Raw genomic sequence first — 16505 nt, forward strand, 5'->3', positions numbered from 1 at the left:
GGCTTATACTTGCAAAGATTGCCAAGCTATGAGGAATTCCAAAGCGTTGTTCCGGTATTTAGTGAGCCGCATCACCCTGCCGGACGACGCGGACGAAGTGCACACCATGGCGCACATCGTGCTGCAACACCTCTTTTCGCTCTCGCGCACCGACATCCTGGCCGAAAAAGAAATTCCGTTCACGGCGCTTGACGAACAGAAACTCGACACACTGGCCACCCGCATCAGCGCAGGCGAACCCCTGCAATATGTGTTGGGCGAAACGGAATTCTACGGCAGAATTTTCAAAATAACTCCCGACGTTCTCATTCCCCGCCCCGAAACCGAAGAGCTGGTGCGTTTGATCATCAACCACACATCCACACGGGGTTCATCCACTGCTTTGAAATTGCTCGACATCGGTACGGGCAGTGGCTGCATCCCTATCACGCTGGCCCTCGAAATTCCACGAAGCGAAGTGTATGCCCTCGACGTGAGCGCACCGGCCCTCGCGGTGGCAAAAGAGAACGCAGCGGCGTTGCATGCCCACGTATCGTTTGTGTTGACAGACGTGCTGGTGGAAAAATTGCCGGTTCAAAACCTCGACGCGGTGGTGAGCAACCCGCCCTACATTCCGTTGAGCGAAAGCCCTTCCATGAAAAACAACGTGCTGGAATTTGAACCACACCTCGCCCTGTTTGTTCCTGACAACGATCCCCTGAAGTTCTACAAGGCGATTGCCGAAAAGGCCGCCGTTGCGCTGAAGCCTTCTGGAATGTTGGCGGTGGAAATAAACGAACGCTTTGGCAGCGATGTGGCCCACGTGTTTCGAAAGCATGGCTTTGTGAACGTGGAGGTGGTGAAAGACATCTTCGGCAAGGAAAGGATTGTAAAAGGAATTTTAGGTTGATATTTTTGATGAGATGAGTAAACCCGCTTCTGTATCGTTTATCGGTGCTGGCAACCTGGCCTGGCATCTGGCGCCCGCACTCGACAATGCGGGCTATGCCGTGAAAGAAGTATACAGCCGCAACCCGGTGCATGCCGGCGAAGTGGTGGAGCGTTTGTATGATGCCGAAGTGAAAGCATCGCTCGATTTTTCGACAAGCCCCTCGCGCATCTTCATCATGGCCATCAGCGACGACGCCATTCAGGATGTGTCGCGTGAAATTGTGCTTCCCGAAGATGCCATTCTGGTGCACACATCGGGTGGACAGCCGCTGAGTTTATTGGAATTTGCCGCGACAAAAAACGTGGGCGTGTTTTATCCGCTGCAAACCTTCAGCAAAAACCGGAAGGTAGACTTCAACACCATTCCTCTTTTTGTGGAAGCCGAAACCAGCGACACTGAAAAAGTGCTGGCGGCCATGGGCAAGAGTATCTCTAAAAATGTTTTCAAAATCACGTCCGACGAACGCAAGGCGTTGCATGTGGCCGCTGTGTTTGCGTCAAATTTTTCCAATCACATGCTGCTGCTGTCGCAGGAAATCATGAAAGACAACAGCCTTAGTTTCGATTGGCTCAAGCCGCTCATTCAGGAAACCATCACCAAGAGTCTCACCATTGGCCCGGAGAACGCGCAGACCGGCCCTGCACGCCGCGGCGATTTTGAAACCCTCGATCGCCACATGGAATTTTTATCGACCGACGAAGAAGTGGCGGAGCTTTACAAGGTGATCAGTCAACACATCATCGATCGTTATCAGAAATAAAAAAAGGAGCACGTCACAAACGGTGAGGGCGAATTACTCTCATCCCAACCCTGCATAAAACCGAAAGATCAATCCAGCCAATTCCGTGCTTTGAGTTGGCGCAGCACATAGGCTGTGGTCTCTTTCATTTCGTAGTCTTCGCGTGGCGCGTTGCATAGTATGACAAACAGAATTTTCTTTTCGGGGATGCTCACATAGTTGGTAAGAAAACCTCCCTGACTTCCCGGGTGGCCCACCAACGTGATGCTGTCATTGTTGGCAATGAACCAGGGCCAGCCGATAAAAGGTTTTTCGGCGCTCTTCCAGTGGGGATAGGTTTTGATGGTGCGGGCTTCGCGAATGGTTTCCGGTTTCAGAAATTTAGCAGCCCGGAATGCTTGCTCATACAACGCCATTTCTTCAACAGAACTCCACACGCCGCCATTGCCCGCCGCCGGAAATGTGGGCTCTTCGCCATAATCGTCTTCGGTCCACTGGCCATGATTCAGCACATAGGCATGCGACACGCCTTGTTCGGGATGAGCACCGTTGGTGATGGTGCTGGTGGTCATGCCCGCCGGATTAAAAATGTTTTCTTTCACGAACGTTTGCCACGGCATGCCGCTCACCTGTTCCACAATGAGGGCCAGCCCGTTGAAGGCGGGATTGGAATATTCGAACTGCGCGCCGGGTTCGAACGACAGCGAGTCGAGTTGCGTTTCCGGATACCAATTCTCAACGTCCCTGGCCGTCAGGTAAAACACAGTGTCCGACCCAACCCGGCGATTGTCGCCCAGCCCTGACGTGTGTGTGAGCAGATGTTTGATCTTGACCCGTTGTGCGATGGATTTGTTTTTGAACGCCGGAAAATATTTAAAAAGACTGTCTTCTACCGAAAGTTTGCCCTGTTCCTGCAGGATCAGGATGGCGCTTGCCACGAAGGTTTTGGAGATGGAGCCCAGGTTGAATAATGTTTTTGGCGTGATGGCTTCTTGTGTTTTCAGGTCGGCCACGCCATAGCCTTTTGAAAAAACAACGCTGTCACCTTTCAGGATGAGCACGGCGGCGCCCGGTTCGTTTTTGGGATACTGCCCGCTGAAGTGGGCGTCCAATTCGTCGGCCAGCGCGGGCGTGGCTTTTTCTTTGGGTGTGCAGGCGGCGATTACCAGAAAAAAGGTGAAGGGGCGGAGAAACGATTTCATGAGTCAATTCCGTTAAAAGGAGTGGCAGACAGTGAAGATCCATATTTTTTTGCACTGCCGGAAGCATTAACTTTCGACTCTCTTGAGATAACCTTTGTTTCTATGTCCCAACAACACACGTTCGTCCGTCGGCCGCGTCGAAACCGGAAAAGTGAAGTGATCCGCAGCATGGTGGAAGAAACCCGCGTCACTACCGACGATCTGATTTTTCCCTTGTTTCTGCTCGATGGAAAAAATCAACAAACCGAAGTGGCCTCCATGCCCGGCATTTTCAGACGCTCTGCCGATTTAATGTTGAAAGAAATTGAAGAGTGTATGAAGCTTGGTATACGCGCCTTCGACGTTTTTCCCGCTGTGGAAGATCAGTGGAAAGACAAAGAGGCCACCCGAAGCTACGACCCCAACTTCTTTTATCTGAAAGCCCTTCGCGAAATAAAAAAACAATTCCCCGAGGCCTGCATCATGACCGATGTGGCCATGGACCCCTATAGCTCCGACGGTCACGATGGCCTGGTGCGCGACGGAAAAATTCTGAACGACGAAACCCTCGACATCCTGGGCAAGATGGCCCTCGCGCAAGCCGAAACCGGCATCGACATTCTGGGCCCTTCCGACATGATGGACGGCCGCGTGGGCTACATCCGCAAGGTGCTCGACGAAAATGGATTCACCGATGTTTCTATCATGAGCTACTGCGCAAAATATGCCAGCGGATTCTACAACCCGTTTCGCGACGCGCTGGACTCAGCACCAAAATTCGGCGACAAAAAAACATATCAGATGAATCCCGCCAACCGTCGCGAAGCGCTCATCGAAGCCCAGCTCGACGAAGCCGAAGGCGCCGACTTTCTGATGGTGAAACCTGCGCTGGCCTATCTCGACGTGATACGTTTGCTGCGCGACAACGCCACATTACCCATCACGGCCTATAACGTGAGCGGCGAATATTCCATGGTGAAAGCCGCCGCACAACGGGGATGGCTGGACGGCGAACGCGTGATGAAAGAAACGTTGCTGAGCATCAAACGCGCCGGGGCCGATGTCATTCTCACCTACTTTGCAAAAGAGTTTGCCCAATCTTTGAAACATTGACATGATGCGCATGCTGCAACGGTTTTTGCTGGTGGTCGGTCTTCTGGGGAGTAGCACGGGTGTTTTTTCACAAACCCTGGTGCTGACCAACGAAGGCCGCGTGCCTGTGAAAAACCATTTGCACTATTGGCGCGACCAGACCCAAACACTCACGCTGGCCAACGTGCAGGCCCTGCGCATGCTGCCCGTGCCTGGAACCGAATCGCCCAACTTCGGATTTGACCGCGCCGCGTATTGGTTTAGGATGGATGTTGAAAATGAGTCTTCGGAAGAATCGTGGCTCCTCGAAATAGATTATTCGCCGTTGGACCAGGTCGACTTCTTTGCGCAGGACGATTCCACAGGCGTGTGGACGCAGGAAACCGCCGGCGACCAGTTTCCCATCACCTTTCACCGTCATCCGGTTTTTGCCATCAACATTCCGCAGCAGCACAAGCGAACGTTCTACCTGCGTGTAGAGACCACGTCGTCGGTGCAATTGCCTGCCATGTTGTGGCAACAGGAAGCGTTTACCGAAGCGTCGAGCACCATCCAGTTGGTGAACGGACTTTTTTATGGCGCCATGTTTATCATGACGCTCTACCAGTTGTTCCTTTTTTTCTCCATACGAGATCGCGTAACGCTCTACTATATTCTCACACTGGTGGCCATGACCAACGTGGTGGCATTCTTTCAAGGCTATAATTTTCTATACCTGCACCCGAACCGCCCGGTGTTCAACGACTACTTTGCCATTATCACAGGGCCGTTGTTCATCGTGTTGTCCACATTGTTGACGCGTGCTTTTTTGAAGCTCCGGAATTTCAATCGTTGGCTTGACAACATCATGGTGGTGAATGCCACCCTCGACGTGTTGGTGGGTTTGTGCATGATCATTTTCTTCCGTCAGATTTCGTATAAGTTTCACCACTACTTCATACTGCTCCACTGTTTGCTGGCCTTGTCGTCGGCCGGCTATTGCTTTTCGAAAGGCTACCGCCCCGCGCGCTACTATTTGCTGGCGTGGATGTCGCCTTTGCTGGCTGCTGCATTTTTCACCATGAGCAACCTGGGCTATGTGCCGGGCTACCTCAGCACAAACTATGGTGGCCTCATGTTGGGCTGTGTGTTGCAAACCTTGTTCATTGCCTATGCCCTGGGCGATCGCTGGACCACGCTCGAAAAGCAAAATCACGAAGCCAAAGAACAGGAGCTGAAACGCGAACAGGAAGAGAAGGAACGACTCGAACACGAAGTGCGCCTGCGCACCGACGAAATTCACCAGCAAAACCTGCAGCTGGAAGAAGTGAACAACGTGAAAGACAAACTCTTTTCCGTGGTGTCGCACGACATTCGCGGCCCGCTCAACTCTCTTCACCTCGCGCTCACACTGGCCAAGTCGGGTGTGTTGAATTCGGAAGAGTTTCAAAAAATTTCCGCAGGCCTTGAAGTGCGGCTGGTGCAAACCACCGAGTTCATCGACAACCTTTTGCAGTGGGCCAAACTGCAAATGAAAGGCGAAACGTTTGAGCCGGACAAACAGAATCTGAGCGACATTGCCAAAGAAACCGTGCGGCTATTGGAAGCGGAGTGTCGTGACAAAAAAATTACGTTAAACAACAACGTGCAAGGCGAGCTCAATGCTTTTGCCGACCTGAACATGATCCGCTCCGTGTTCCGAAACCTGCTCACCAACGCCATCAAGTTCACGCGCGCCGATGGCAGCGTCACCCTCAGTGCTTATCGTGTTGACACTAAAATAATTCTATCCGTGGCCGACACCGGTGTGGGCATTCCCGCGCAAAACCGCGATCGGCTGTTCACCATCGGCAGCATCACCACACAGGGAACACGCCAGGAAAAAGGAACAGGTCTGGGGTTGTTGCTCTGCAAAGAATTTGTGGAGAAGCACGGCGGCCGCATCTGGTTTGAATCGGAAGACGGAAAGGGAACGACGTTCTATTTTTCGCTTCCACAATACGTGGAAAACTTTGAAGTGGCCAAAGCAAATCCATAAGGGGTCTGTTTTGCACAGCGGCGCTTTAGGCAACAAGATCCTGCCGCGAAAACTTTAATCACCAAATCAAATCTTAATCAAACAAACCCGCAGGTCTCGATGCGGGCCGGGCAATTTTCAAATGCTTGTAGGCTCTGTCGGCCGCTTCGCGGCCGCGTGACGTGCGTTTGATGTAGCCTTCCTGGATAAGAAAGGGCTCATACACTTCTTCAATCGTTTCTGCTTCTTCGCCCACAGCCGTGGCAATGGTGGTGAGGCCCACGGGACCGCCCTTGAATTTTTCGATGATGGTGAGCAGGATGCGATTGTCCATTTCGTCAAGTCCGTTTTCGTCAACATCCAATGCTTTCAGCGCAAGCTGTGCAATGGCCATGGTGATGACGCCGTCGCCCTTGATCTGGGCGAAGTCGCGTGTGCGGCGTAGCAGGTTGTTGGCGATGCGTGGGGTGCCCCGGCTGCGACGGGCAATTTCAAAAGCAGCATCGTCGGCAATGGGCGTTTGCAAAATGGTGGCCGATCGTTTCACGATAGACGTGAGCAACGCGGCATCGTAGTATTCCAACCGCGCGTTGATGCCGAAGCGTGCGCGTAGGGGTGACGTGAGCAACCCGGCGCGCGTGGTGGCGCCGATGAGGGTGAACGGGTTGAGACCAATTTGCACCGAGCGCGCATTCGGACCCGAGTCCAGCATGATGTCGATGCGAAAATCTTCCATGGCCGAGTACAAATACTCTTCCACAATGGGATTGAGACGATGGATCTCGTCGATGAAGAGGACATCGTTTGGCTCGAGGTTGGTGAGCAACCCCGCGAGGTCGCTGGGCTTGTCAAGCACCGGGCCGGAAGTGATCTTGATGCTCGACTGCAATTCGTTGGCAATGATGTGCGACAGCGTGGTTTTACCCAGACCCGGAGGGCCGTGCAACAACACGTGGTCGAGCGACTCGGAGCGCTGCTTGGCGGCCTGCACAAAAATCTTGATGTTCTCTACCACCTTGGCCTGTCCGGCAAAGTCGTGAAAGGAAAGCGGACGCAATGCTTTTTCAACGTCTTTCTCGGCAGCGCCCTGCCCTTCGTTGTCGCCTTTAAGATAGTCTTCGCGCATGGGTGAAAAGTTAAAAAAGTAATCGGCCTGTGCTGCCAAACACGCACCAAAGTTCTCATATTATTTTGACAAAGAGCACCCGCGACCCGAATATCCTATATACAACAATGTTGCATTTATGACATTTTTTATACCTTGCGACAGATTTCACAATGAGGCATCCAAAACGAACAACGCTCTTCCTGCTGCCCCTGATTTTGATGTTGGCAACCGGGTTTTCGCGGAAAGCGCCCATTCCCATCCGGCTGGAGGGCACCACCATGGGCACCACCTATCACATCACCTACTTCGATAAACAGAAACGCAACTTTAAAACAGCGGTCGATTCACTTTTGCGGCTGGTCAACAAGTCTATAAATACCTACGACCCCACGGCCGAGGTGTCGCGCTTCAACAAAAGTGTTCGCGGTGTGGCCTGGGGGTTGCCCTACCTGTATCCGCCCTTGAAGAAGGCACAGGAAATTTTCCAAAGCTCGCACGGGGCCTTCGATCCCACGGTAATGCCGCTGGTGAGTGCCTGGGGTTTTGGTCCGGGCAAAGCCGTGTCGCCCGACTCGATCCGCACCGACTCGTTGCTCCGCTTTGTGGGTTTCGACAAGGTGAAGCTTTCGCGCGACAGCGTGGTGAAAACCGACCCGCGTGTGCAACTCGACTTCGGCGGCATTGGCCAGGGCTATGGTGCCGATGTGGTGGCCGACTTTCTGAAAGCAAAAGGCATTGCCAACATGTTGGTGGAAATAGGCGGTGAGGGCATGGCAGTGGGCAAAAATCTGAATAGTGGCAAACCGTGGCAAGTGGGTGTCATCGATCCGCACTCCACCATCGATCATCAATTCTACAAAGCCTACATCAGCCTTAGCAACAAATCGTTTACCACGTCGGGCAGCTATTTCAACTATTATGAAATTGATGGACGTAAATATTCGCACACCATCGATCCCGCCACGGGCTACCCGGCACAACGCGCCCTGCTGAGCGCTTCCGTGTTTTCGGCCGATTGTTCTTCGGCCGACGCCTGGGCCACGGCCTTCATGGTGATGGGTCACGAAAAGGCAATTGAACTTTTAAAGCAGCATCCGGAGTTAGATGCCATATTGATCTATTCGCTGGCGGGCGATACACTGGAAACGTTTATCACGCCCGGCCTCAAAGCGTTTGTTACATTAGAACCCTGAACACCGATCATGATACTGAAACTACTGGTCCTTTTTCTGACACCGTTGCTATCCGGTTTGCTGATCTATCTTGTTCCCAAGAACAAGAACATGAATTTCAGATTGCTGCTGATCTTTGCAGGCTCTTACCTGTTCTCCATCACGGTCATTCACATTTTGCCTGAGCTCTACAAGAAAAGTGGTTCGCTGGAACTGATCGGTTTGTTTGTGCTGGCCGGTTTTTTTCTGCAGCACCTGCTGGAATATTTCACGTCGGGCATTGAGCATGGTCATGTTCATACCCACGATCATGATCATGCGCACGCTCATAGTCACAGTCACGAAAAAGCGATATCGGCACTGGTGCTTTTGTTTGCGCTATGCGTGCATGCCTTTCTGGAAGGTGGCATGCTGGCACAACCCGAACACATGGGTCCGTTCTATGATGTGAACGCCGTGTTGCTGGGCATTGTTCTGCACCGCGTGCCGGCGGCCTTCGCGCTGATGACGGTGCTCACACACCAACTGCACTCCCGCAACAAAGCGTTGCCGCACCTCATCGGTTTCTCGCTTGCAGCACCGGCGGGTTTGTTGCTCAGCACCTACCTGGCGCGCCACGAAGTTCTTTCGGCCACCGGCCTCGTCTACCTCTATGCCCTGGTGAGTGGAAACTTTTTGCACATCTCCACCACCATTGTTGTGGAGAGCAGCCCCGAACATCATTTCAATGCGCGCAAAATGGCCGTAGTCATTGTGGGTGCGCTAGCGGCCATTGCTGTGGAGTTTGTGATGTGATGACACAACCACTTATCTTTAGTAAGTGGAATCAACTTTGCGCAGTCGCCCCTGGAAGGGAAATCAGCCGCCTCAAAAAATTCTCGTCATGCGCTTTCAGGCCATGGGCGATGTGGTGATCACGCTGCCCTATTTGCAAAACCTGAAGCGACAATATCCCAACGTGCGTCTCCACTTGCTCACACGTGCCGAAGTGGCGCCCCTTCCCGAAGCACTGGTGTTGTTCGACGAGGTGATCGCGATCGGCGGAGGCCGCAATGCCCGCGTGCAATTCCTGTTGGCGCTGCTGCTGCTGCCAAAACTCTGGATGCAACGGTTCGACGCCGTCATGGATTTGCAGAATCATCGCATCAGCAAAATCATTCGCAAGGTGCTGCGCGCAAAAGCGTGGGTTGAGTTTGACCGGTCGTCGTCGTTGTCGGCGGGGAGGCGGACGCAAAACACCATCGAAGCGTTGTGGTCGTGGCGGATCGAACCCGAAACATTTTTTCAATCGCGACAGCCGGGGCGGGCGGATGTGTTGCTGCAACAGGCCGGCTATCGTGAGCAGCATAAACTGGTGGTGCTCAATCCTGCAGGCTACTGTCCATCCCGACACTGGCCGTTGTCGGCCTATGAGGCGTTTGCCCGGCGGTGGCAGGTTGCCTATCCGTTGACACAATTTGTGTTACTGCTTTTGCCGGCGCATCAGGAAGCGGCAACCTATCTTGAGACTCGCCTGGGAGACCATTGCCTAAACCTCACAGGAAAAGCCGACCCGGTGGAAGCCTTCGAAATTTTGCAACGCTGTGATTTTATGTTGACCGAAGATTCGGGCCTTATGCACATGGCCTGGGTGCAGGGCATTCCTACGCTGGCGTTGTTCAGCTCCAGCCGTAAGGATTGGTCGGCACCACAAGGCGCATGGTCGATGTGTCTCGATTCGTCAGACCTTGAATGTGGGCCGTGTTTGTTGCCTGTCTGCAAATTTGACGACAACCGTTGCCTCACGCGCTACACACCAGAGTTTGTGATGGCCTGCGCCGAAAAAATTCTTCCTCACGCCAAGCCACACCGCCATGTTTCTGCATAAAGCCTACAGCCGCTTTCCCTATGCCGTGCCACCGAGGGTGAAGTTCTTCAACCTGTTCCGGAATTTTTTCAGAATACCACCACTCGAACGTTTCCTCGTGAAACAACTGGAGCAAAACCCCGACGGTTTTTGGCGCCGGTCAATCCCGCCGCTATATTTTTATCCCGACAACAGCCTGCGCACGGCGACGCGCGATGGCGTTGTGTTCCGGCTCGACATCAGCAGGCTCATCGATCACTGGATTTATTTTCATTCGATGAAAAACAAATCGCTTCAAAATCTTTTCCGTTTCATCAAGCCCGACTTCACGGTGCTTGACATCGGTACCAACCTTGGCTATGTGGCCTTAACCTGCGCGCAGCTGTGCAAACAAGGAAAGGTGTATGCCTTTGAGCCCGACACCGAAAACTATGCCGCCCTGCAACAAAACCTCGCCCTGAACCCATTCACAAACGTGAAAACATTTCAGGTGGCACTGGGTGCAACAGCGGCCGAGGGAGCGTTGTATAAACTATACTCCATTAATCCAGGCGCCAATCGCATCCTTGCCGAAGCTCCTGTGCAATCGGTGGGTTCGGAACGTGTTGAAATAAAACCGCTCGACGCGTTCAAACGCGACGGCACAATTTCAAAAGCCGATGTGTTGAAAATTGATGTAGAAGGTTTTGAGATTTTTGTGCTGCAAGGCGCACGCGAAGTTTTGGAAGCGTGGAAGCCGTTGCTTTTTGTGGAGGTGGCCGAAGTGAACCTGCGACAACAACAGTATACTGCCCTGGATTTGATTCGTTACCTCGAAAGCCTGGACTATACCGTGCTCGATGCCGCCACACTAAAGGCGATAGACCTCACCGAAGAAAACATGCACGTCGATGCCCTGTGTTTCCCCAACACCAAACCCCTGACATTCTGAAAAAGCATGTAGCCATATGGATGACCGGTGGTGTAGGTGGAGGCTTCTACTCGCAAGGCTATCCTGCGTTGCAGCTTTTGGTGGGACAACTGGCTACCACGTTCGACATCACCGTGTACTCGCACCTTCCACCCAACGCCGATTTTGTTCCGGAGAATTTCAGGATCGTTTCCTATCGGGGAAAATTTGCTCCCGGCCTGTGGCGATGGGTGTATCTGGTGTTGATGTTTGCCTGGCATCATCTTTGGAAATCGTATGATGTGGTGTTTAGTTTTTGGGGCTATCCTTCGGGTGTGCTGGCCTATCGTGTAGCCGCTTTTTTCAGAAGGCCCTCGGTTATTTATTTGCATGGTGGCGATTCGGTCGGGCTGGCGTCGGTTCCTTACGGCGTGTTTTGTAACGCGCGTGTCGGCGCGTGGTGTCGGCATGCCTATTTGAAATGCACGACGTTGCTTACGATAAGTGTTTATCAGGCCCAGGTCGTGAAACAAAATGGTGTTGCCCGAAGCATCGGTGTTGTTCACTATGGTGTTGACCTGCGCGTGTTCTCATATCGGCCCAAGCCCATCGACACAAACGACTTGCGTTTCATACACGTGGCCAACCACACGCCCATCAAAGATCAGTTCACCATGCTGCGTGCATTTGCCGCAGTGGCGGCACGACTGCCCTCGCGTTTGCTGGTGGTGGGCGCCGACTTCTATGATGGCCAGCTGAAGCGCTGGTGCGAATCGTTGGGCGTGACGGATCGTGTTGATTTCCTGGAACCTCAAGCCTATGCCGACATGCCCCGCTATTATCACGCGTGCGACATCATGTTGCACACGTCTTTATATGAAGCGCAAGGGTTGGTGTTTGTGGAAGCAGCGGCATGTGGAGCCCTGATTGCCGGAACAAATGTGGGCATGCTTGCCGACATGGGAGACACGTGCGGATTGATAGTGGCCCCGGGAGATGCGACAGGTCTGGCAGAGAAAATTATTGTGGCCGTGAAAGATCCGGCGCGCATTGACGCCATGCGCAAAGCTGCCCGTAAAGTTGTTGAAGGCATTGGCGATCACTACACGGCGACGCAGATTACGAAAGTCATAGACGAATTTGATCCCACCTCACGATCATGACGGCGCCGGAAAAGAAAAAACGAATTGCATTTTTGGGTGGCGGCGCTCACACCATTCCTACATATCGTGCGCTGCTTGAAAAACTGAGCACCACGTTCAATATCACCGTGTATTTTGAGTTTCACACGAGGTTGCAAAAAGCAGCTCCCTATGAGACCCGAATTCCCGGTCTGGCGCTGCGTTACAAAACACTTCGCGAACTGCTATTTGCCTGGACGATTTTTTGGGATATGCTTTTTCGACGCTATGATCTTATTCATTGTCATTCAACATTTCCTTCAGGATTTTTTGGCGTGCTTGCAGGAAAATTGTTTCGCATTCCGGTGTTGGTGAGCCTCGATGCCGCCGAAGCCTCGGGATTGGCAGACATTGCGTTTGGCGACTTGCTGGGACCACGACGCAAGAAGATCAACACCTGGGTTATCCGAAACGCCACGGCTGTTACGGCGCTGACGGAATTTTTGAAGCGCGAGGTGCAACAAAACCTGCATATCCATCGGGACATCCATGTTATTCCCCGCGGGGTAAATGGCGCCCACTTCCAATATCGTGAGAGAACATTGTCGTCGCCCGTGATTTTTCTCAACGTAGCATACCTTCACCCGGTGAAGGATCAGGAGACGCTGCTGAAGACGTTCGCTCTGATTCGTGAAAAAATAGATTGTGTCCTGATGCATGTGGGAGAGGACTATTCGAACGGAGAAATTCAGCGGTTAGCCACGGCGATGAATCTGGATTCTTTTGTGACGTTCGAAGGATTTGTGCCCCACGAAAAGCTCCCCGACAAATTCAGGCAGGCCGATATGTTGTTGCATACGTCGCGCTATGAAAGCCAGGCATTGGTTGTGAACGAGGCGATGGCCCTTGGCGTGTTGGTGTGCGGAACACACGTGGGCTTGATGGCCGATCTTTCGTCGCAGGGCTGCGTCACCGTGAAGCCGCGCGATGCCGAAAGCCTGGCCGCCGCCGTGCTGGCCCTCATGGCCGATCCCCGACGCATGACCACCCAACGCGAACAGGCACGCGCGTGGGCAACGCATCACAATTTGGAGTGGACAGCGGAACGTTACCGAATTATTTATGACGCGCTGATGTCAGAAAAAAAGGCTGAAGGCAAATGAAGATCAGCGCCGTCATACCCACCCGCAACCGGCCGGCCTACATCCAGCCCTTGCTGGACAACATTGCATTGCAAACCTATCCGGTCGCAGAGATCATTATCGTGGACGCGAGCGATGACCTGCACTACAAGGATGACATCGCAGAAAAATTCTCCGCCGTACCCCTTCGCTGGATCGCGTCCGAAGCTTCGGTGTGCATACAAAGAAACCTTGGCATAGCCCAAGCCACATCGCCCTGGATTTTTTTGTGCGACGATGATATGCGTTTTCCGAAAGACTATGTGGAAACGTTGGTGAACACCATAAGCCAACATCCCGAATGTGCGGCTGCATCAGGTTTGTTCATGCAGCTTGAAAACGACACGTGGGTGTATCGCTATCCGTTCAAAAATTTTCGAGGACTGCTTTGGGCGTATGTGTTCCGACTTTCTGTGTGGGGCGAAGTGAAAGGCATGAACGTGTCGGCACTGGTTCGGCCTGCATATGCCCGTCTTTGCAAATTCTATGAATGCCTGGGCAACAGCGTGAGCGTTGGAGGCTGGCCTGTCATCACAAATTTTGATACACCGTTCTTTGTTACAAAAACCTATTCGCTGGGATCGAGCCTGATCAAAAAAGAAATGTTGCAAGCATCACCGTTCGACGAAGTGCTGGATCCCAGCGGCATCGGCGACAACTATGGTGTCGCCCTGGCGTTTCCGAACGATGCAGCCATTGTGGTTACACATCGCACACAAACCTACAACGCCAAGGCTCCCGAAAACCGGCTGGAATATGCATTGGCATACTATCGTAGGATTTTAGCCCTTCATTATTTTTTAACCACGAATGCACGTTTCAAAAAATCAAACCGGCGTTGGCTTGCATGGTCCCTTGTGGGTCTACTGATGTCATTCGCCGTGAAAGGGCAATTGCGTTTGGCCTATGCCAATCTGAAAGCGTTGATCCTGATTGCGCGCAACAGAAATCCGTATGTAGAGGGCGCGGCGAAGAATAAAAAAGTTGTGCGGCCGTCGCTATAAACTTTTAGCCTCAGGCGATGCCATTCCTTTGGTCCACCACATGCCCACTTTGGCTGCGACAGATTTCAGTTTGAACGCGATGGCACGTGGCGAAAGAGCCGTGTGCTTTCGCTTGCTATACAACACTTCGTTCACCACACGGCGTACGGCGAAGTCATAGAACTTTCGGGGATAAGAACGTTTGAAGTCAATGTCGCGGTCGGTGCTGGTGTTCCAGTCGAGCGCGGTGGTTTGCAGCGCTTCCACTTCTTCAAACAGCTCAGTGCCACGGATGGGATAGGCTATAGTGATGGTGAAGTGGTCGGGGTCTGATTCTTTGAGGTGAGTAATAGTTTGTTCGATATCGGCTTCCGTTTCGCCGGGGTAACCCAGCATGATGAACGTGCCCGTCTCAATGCCATAGGTTTTGGTGAGCTTGATCATGTCGCGTACCTGTGTCACCTGCACACGACGGTCCATGAGATCGATCACGTGTTGAGACCCACTCTCCGCGCCAATCCACACCCGGAAACATCCGGTGTCTTTCAACAAGCCGATCACCTCTTCGTTCATGCGGTCGGCCCGTGTGATGCATTCGTAGGGCATCACAAAGTTTCGTTCTTTCAGCGCATCGCGAAACCCCGTCAGCCATTTGTGACTGATGGTGAACACATCGTCTACAAACCACACGCTGTCGGGCTGGTAGCGTTGCCGGATGGTGTCAAGCTCGTCGGCTACTTTCTCGGGCGAGCGACGGCGATAGCTCAGGCCATACACGGCGCGGCTGCACCACTTGCACGTGTAGGGACAACCACGCATGGTGCTCACCGAAAGCGCGCTCGTGCCATGGCGTTGCTTCCACGCGTTCAAATAAAGATCGAGGTCAATTTTGTGACGCGCGGGAACCGGCAGTGTGTTGATGTCTTTGATCTTGTCGCGCTCGGGTGTCTCCACGAAGCGATCTTCATCCAGGAAAGCGATGCCGCGAATGGTATGGCGATAGGCGCCGTCTGCATAGCCATGTGCTTTGAAGGCGGCGACCAACTCGGCGGTTGTTTCCTCGCCTTCACCAATCACGATAACATCTGCGCCTGCACGAAGAAAATTTTCGGCGCTGTGTTTCACTTCCGGGCCACCGAGCACAACGCGTGTGGCCGGTTTGTTTTGTTTTACAAACCGGATGGTCTCCAGGATGTTGATCTTGGTCATCAGGTTCACATACAACGCCAGCACGGGCGGCTGGTGTTGAAGCAGGTATTGGTTGAAGTGCGGCTTGCTGGAAAACGTGGTGTCATACACACTGTTGGCGATGCCGTGTTCGTCTAGATAGGCAGCGATGCAGAGGATGCCCAGTGGGGGATAGGGACGAAGGATGCGTTGTTCTTTTTCATCATCCTCCAGAAAATAGCCGTGTGAAAGAAGCACCTCCATGGTCAGCGGGCGGCGTGGCGTGTCATGCCAACGTGAGGTCTATGAGGAAATGATCGGCCATGCCCGACAAAACAGAGAAATCGTCAAGCTTTTCGTCGAGGCGGTTGAGTTGCAGGAGCAGCCTTTTTTTGCTGGAGAAGAAATTTTCGAGATACGATGGAGGCAGTGCGAAGCCCACCGGTTTCACCACGGCATGGTGAAACGCTTTGCGCGACCATTGCTTGATTTGGGATGGACTATAATACCACGTTTTCATGCGCACCCCTTCCAGATCGGCCATCACCTCTTTGCTGGTCATGCGCCGAAAGGCTTTCAGAAACCGGAGCTTCATCAAAAAATAGTTTGTTTCCCACAAACAAAACTTGGGCATGATGACGCCCACAAACCTGCCGCCCGGCGACAGAATGGTTGGAATTTTTGTCAACAATTTTTGCACCGCTTCGGGGTTGATGCAGTTGAGGCCGCCAAAATTGGAAAACACAAGGTCGAATTTCTTATCAAACAACGTTTCCTCAAAGTTGTCAAGGTCGAGGTATTGCGAGCTGATTTTGTTTTGCATGGAAAACTGCTGTGCCTTTTGGCGCGTCACCTTCAGCATTTCTTCCGACACATCGGTGGCCACAATGTTGAACCCCTTCTCACTAAACAATAACGCATCTTCGCCGGTGCCGCAATTCAACTCCAGGATGTCGAGCCCCTTCAGCTCCGGTGTTATTTTTTCGAGATAGGCCCAAACACGCTTGCGCTGCAATTGACCGATGGCGCTTCGCGTAAATTGCGAATCATAGGACGTGGCAATATGATCAAAAGGGGCAGCCATAAAACCGCTGAGTTG

The 16505-nt window shown here is 52.7% G+C and carries 15 protein-coding genes; 11 read left to right on the forward strand and 4 right to left on the reverse strand.

All coding sequences use genetic code 11. From position 1 onward, the window contains the following. The first annotated feature begins 28 nt into the window (after window positions 1–28). Together prmC and JI741_RS13575 are read left to right on the forward strand one after the other, a co-directional pair. Window positions 29–889, forward strand: coding sequence for a peptide chain release factor N(5)-glutamine methyltransferase (gene prmC / locus JI741_RS13570; RefSeq protein ID WP_202010303.1), 861 nt, complete (start codon window positions 29–31; stop codon window positions 887–889). Window positions 890–902: 13 nt separating this feature from the next. After that, a complete protein-coding gene (locus JI741_RS13575) occupies window positions 903–1691 on the forward strand; it encodes a Rossmann-like and DUF2520 domain-containing protein (RefSeq protein WP_202010305.1) in 789 nt (262 codons plus the stop codon). A 68-nt stretch (window positions 1692–1759) separates the two neighbouring features. Here the strand turns inward: JI741_RS13575 and JI741_RS13580 are convergent, their stop codons facing one another. Next, complete coding sequence (locus JI741_RS13580; protein ID WP_202010307.1) at window positions 1760–2872, reverse strand: serine hydrolase domain-containing protein; 1113 nt, start codon at window positions 2870–2872, stop codon at window positions 1760–1762. 102 nt (window positions 2873–2974) lie between these two features. On the opposite strand from JI741_RS13580, the gene hemB reads away from it, so the two are divergent. Together hemB and JI741_RS13590 are read left to right on the forward strand one after the other, a co-directional pair. Beyond that, on the forward strand, window positions 2975–3964 hold the full coding sequence (gene hemB / locus JI741_RS13585) for a porphobilinogen synthase (protein ID WP_202010309.1): 990 nt from the start codon (window positions 2975–2977) through the stop codon (window positions 3962–3964). Window position 3965: 1 nt separating this feature from the next. Beyond that, window positions 3966–5960 carry a sensor histidine kinase gene (locus JI741_RS13590; protein WP_236676057.1) on the forward strand — a complete coding sequence of 665 codons (1995 nt, stop codon included), beginning with the start codon at window positions 3966–3968 and terminating at the stop codon, window positions 5958–5960. A gap of 73 nt (window positions 5961–6033) precedes the next feature. Here JI741_RS13590 and ruvB read toward each other — a convergent pair whose 3' ends face one another. After that, on the reverse strand, window positions 6034–7065 hold the full coding sequence (ruvB, locus tag JI741_RS13595) for a Holliday junction branch migration DNA helicase RuvB (RefSeq protein WP_202010313.1): 1032 nt from the start codon (window positions 7063–7065) through the stop codon (window positions 6034–6036). Between the two features lie 152 nt (window positions 7066–7217). Here ruvB and JI741_RS13600 point away from each other — a divergent pair, with 152 nt between their 5' ends. Genes JI741_RS13600 through JI741_RS13630 form a run of 7 tightly spaced genes read left to right on the forward strand, consistent with a single transcriptional unit; the run spans window position 7218 to window position 14260 of the window. Continuing rightward, window positions 7218–8240, forward strand: a complete 1023-nt coding sequence (locus JI741_RS13600) for an FAD:protein FMN transferase (protein WP_202010315.1) — start codon at window positions 7218–7220, stop codon at window positions 8238–8240. A gap of 9 nt (window positions 8241–8249) precedes the next feature. Beyond that, complete coding sequence (locus JI741_RS13605; protein WP_202010318.1) at window positions 8250–9014, forward strand: ZIP family metal transporter; 765 nt, start codon at window positions 8250–8252, stop codon at window positions 9012–9014. Between the two features lie 25 nt (window positions 9015–9039). After that, the gene (locus JI741_RS13610) at window positions 9040–10086 is read left to right on the forward strand and encodes a glycosyltransferase family 9 protein (protein ID WP_202010320.1); all 1047 of its coding nucleotides are present in this window, start codon (window positions 9040–9042) and stop codon (window positions 10084–10086) included. Further along, window positions 10073–10996, forward strand: a complete 924-nt coding sequence (locus JI741_RS13615) for an FkbM family methyltransferase (RefSeq protein ID WP_202010322.1) — start codon at window positions 10073–10075, stop codon at window positions 10994–10996. The genes JI741_RS13610 and JI741_RS13615 overlap by 14 nt, the downstream gene beginning before the upstream one ends. 20 nt (window positions 10997–11016) lie before the next feature. Then, complete coding sequence (locus tag JI741_RS13620; RefSeq protein WP_202010324.1) at window positions 11017–12117, forward strand: glycosyltransferase family 4 protein; 1101 nt, start codon at window positions 11017–11019, stop codon at window positions 12115–12117. After that, entirely contained in the window at window positions 12114–13238 is a 1125-nt protein-coding gene (locus JI741_RS13625) for a glycosyltransferase family 4 protein (protein ID WP_202010326.1), read from the forward strand. The genes JI741_RS13620 and JI741_RS13625 overlap by 4 nt, the downstream gene beginning before the upstream one ends. Beyond that, window positions 13235–14260, forward strand: coding sequence for a glycosyltransferase family 2 protein (locus JI741_RS13630; RefSeq protein WP_202010328.1), 1026 nt, complete (start codon window positions 13235–13237; stop codon window positions 14258–14260). Before JI741_RS13625 ends, JI741_RS13630 begins: the two co-directional genes overlap by 4 nt. Here JI741_RS13630 and JI741_RS13635 read toward each other — a convergent pair. After that, a complete protein-coding gene (locus JI741_RS13635) occupies window positions 14255–15670 on the reverse strand; it encodes a B12-binding domain-containing radical SAM protein (RefSeq protein ID WP_202010330.1) in 1416 nt (471 codons plus the stop codon). The two genes, JI741_RS13630 and JI741_RS13635, sit on opposite strands and share 6 nt — an antisense overlap. Before the next feature lie 22 nt (window positions 15671–15692). Next, complete coding sequence (locus tag JI741_RS13640) at window positions 15693–16490, reverse strand: class I SAM-dependent DNA methyltransferase (RefSeq protein WP_202010332.1); 798 nt, start codon at window positions 16488–16490, stop codon at window positions 15693–15695. Window positions 16491–16505: the final 15 nt, after the last annotated feature.

This window comes from Chryseolinea lacunae (assembly GCF_016735595.1).
Taxonomy (GTDB): domain Bacteria; phylum Bacteroidota; class Bacteroidia; order Cytophagales; family Cyclobacteriaceae; genus Chryseolinea; species Chryseolinea lacunae.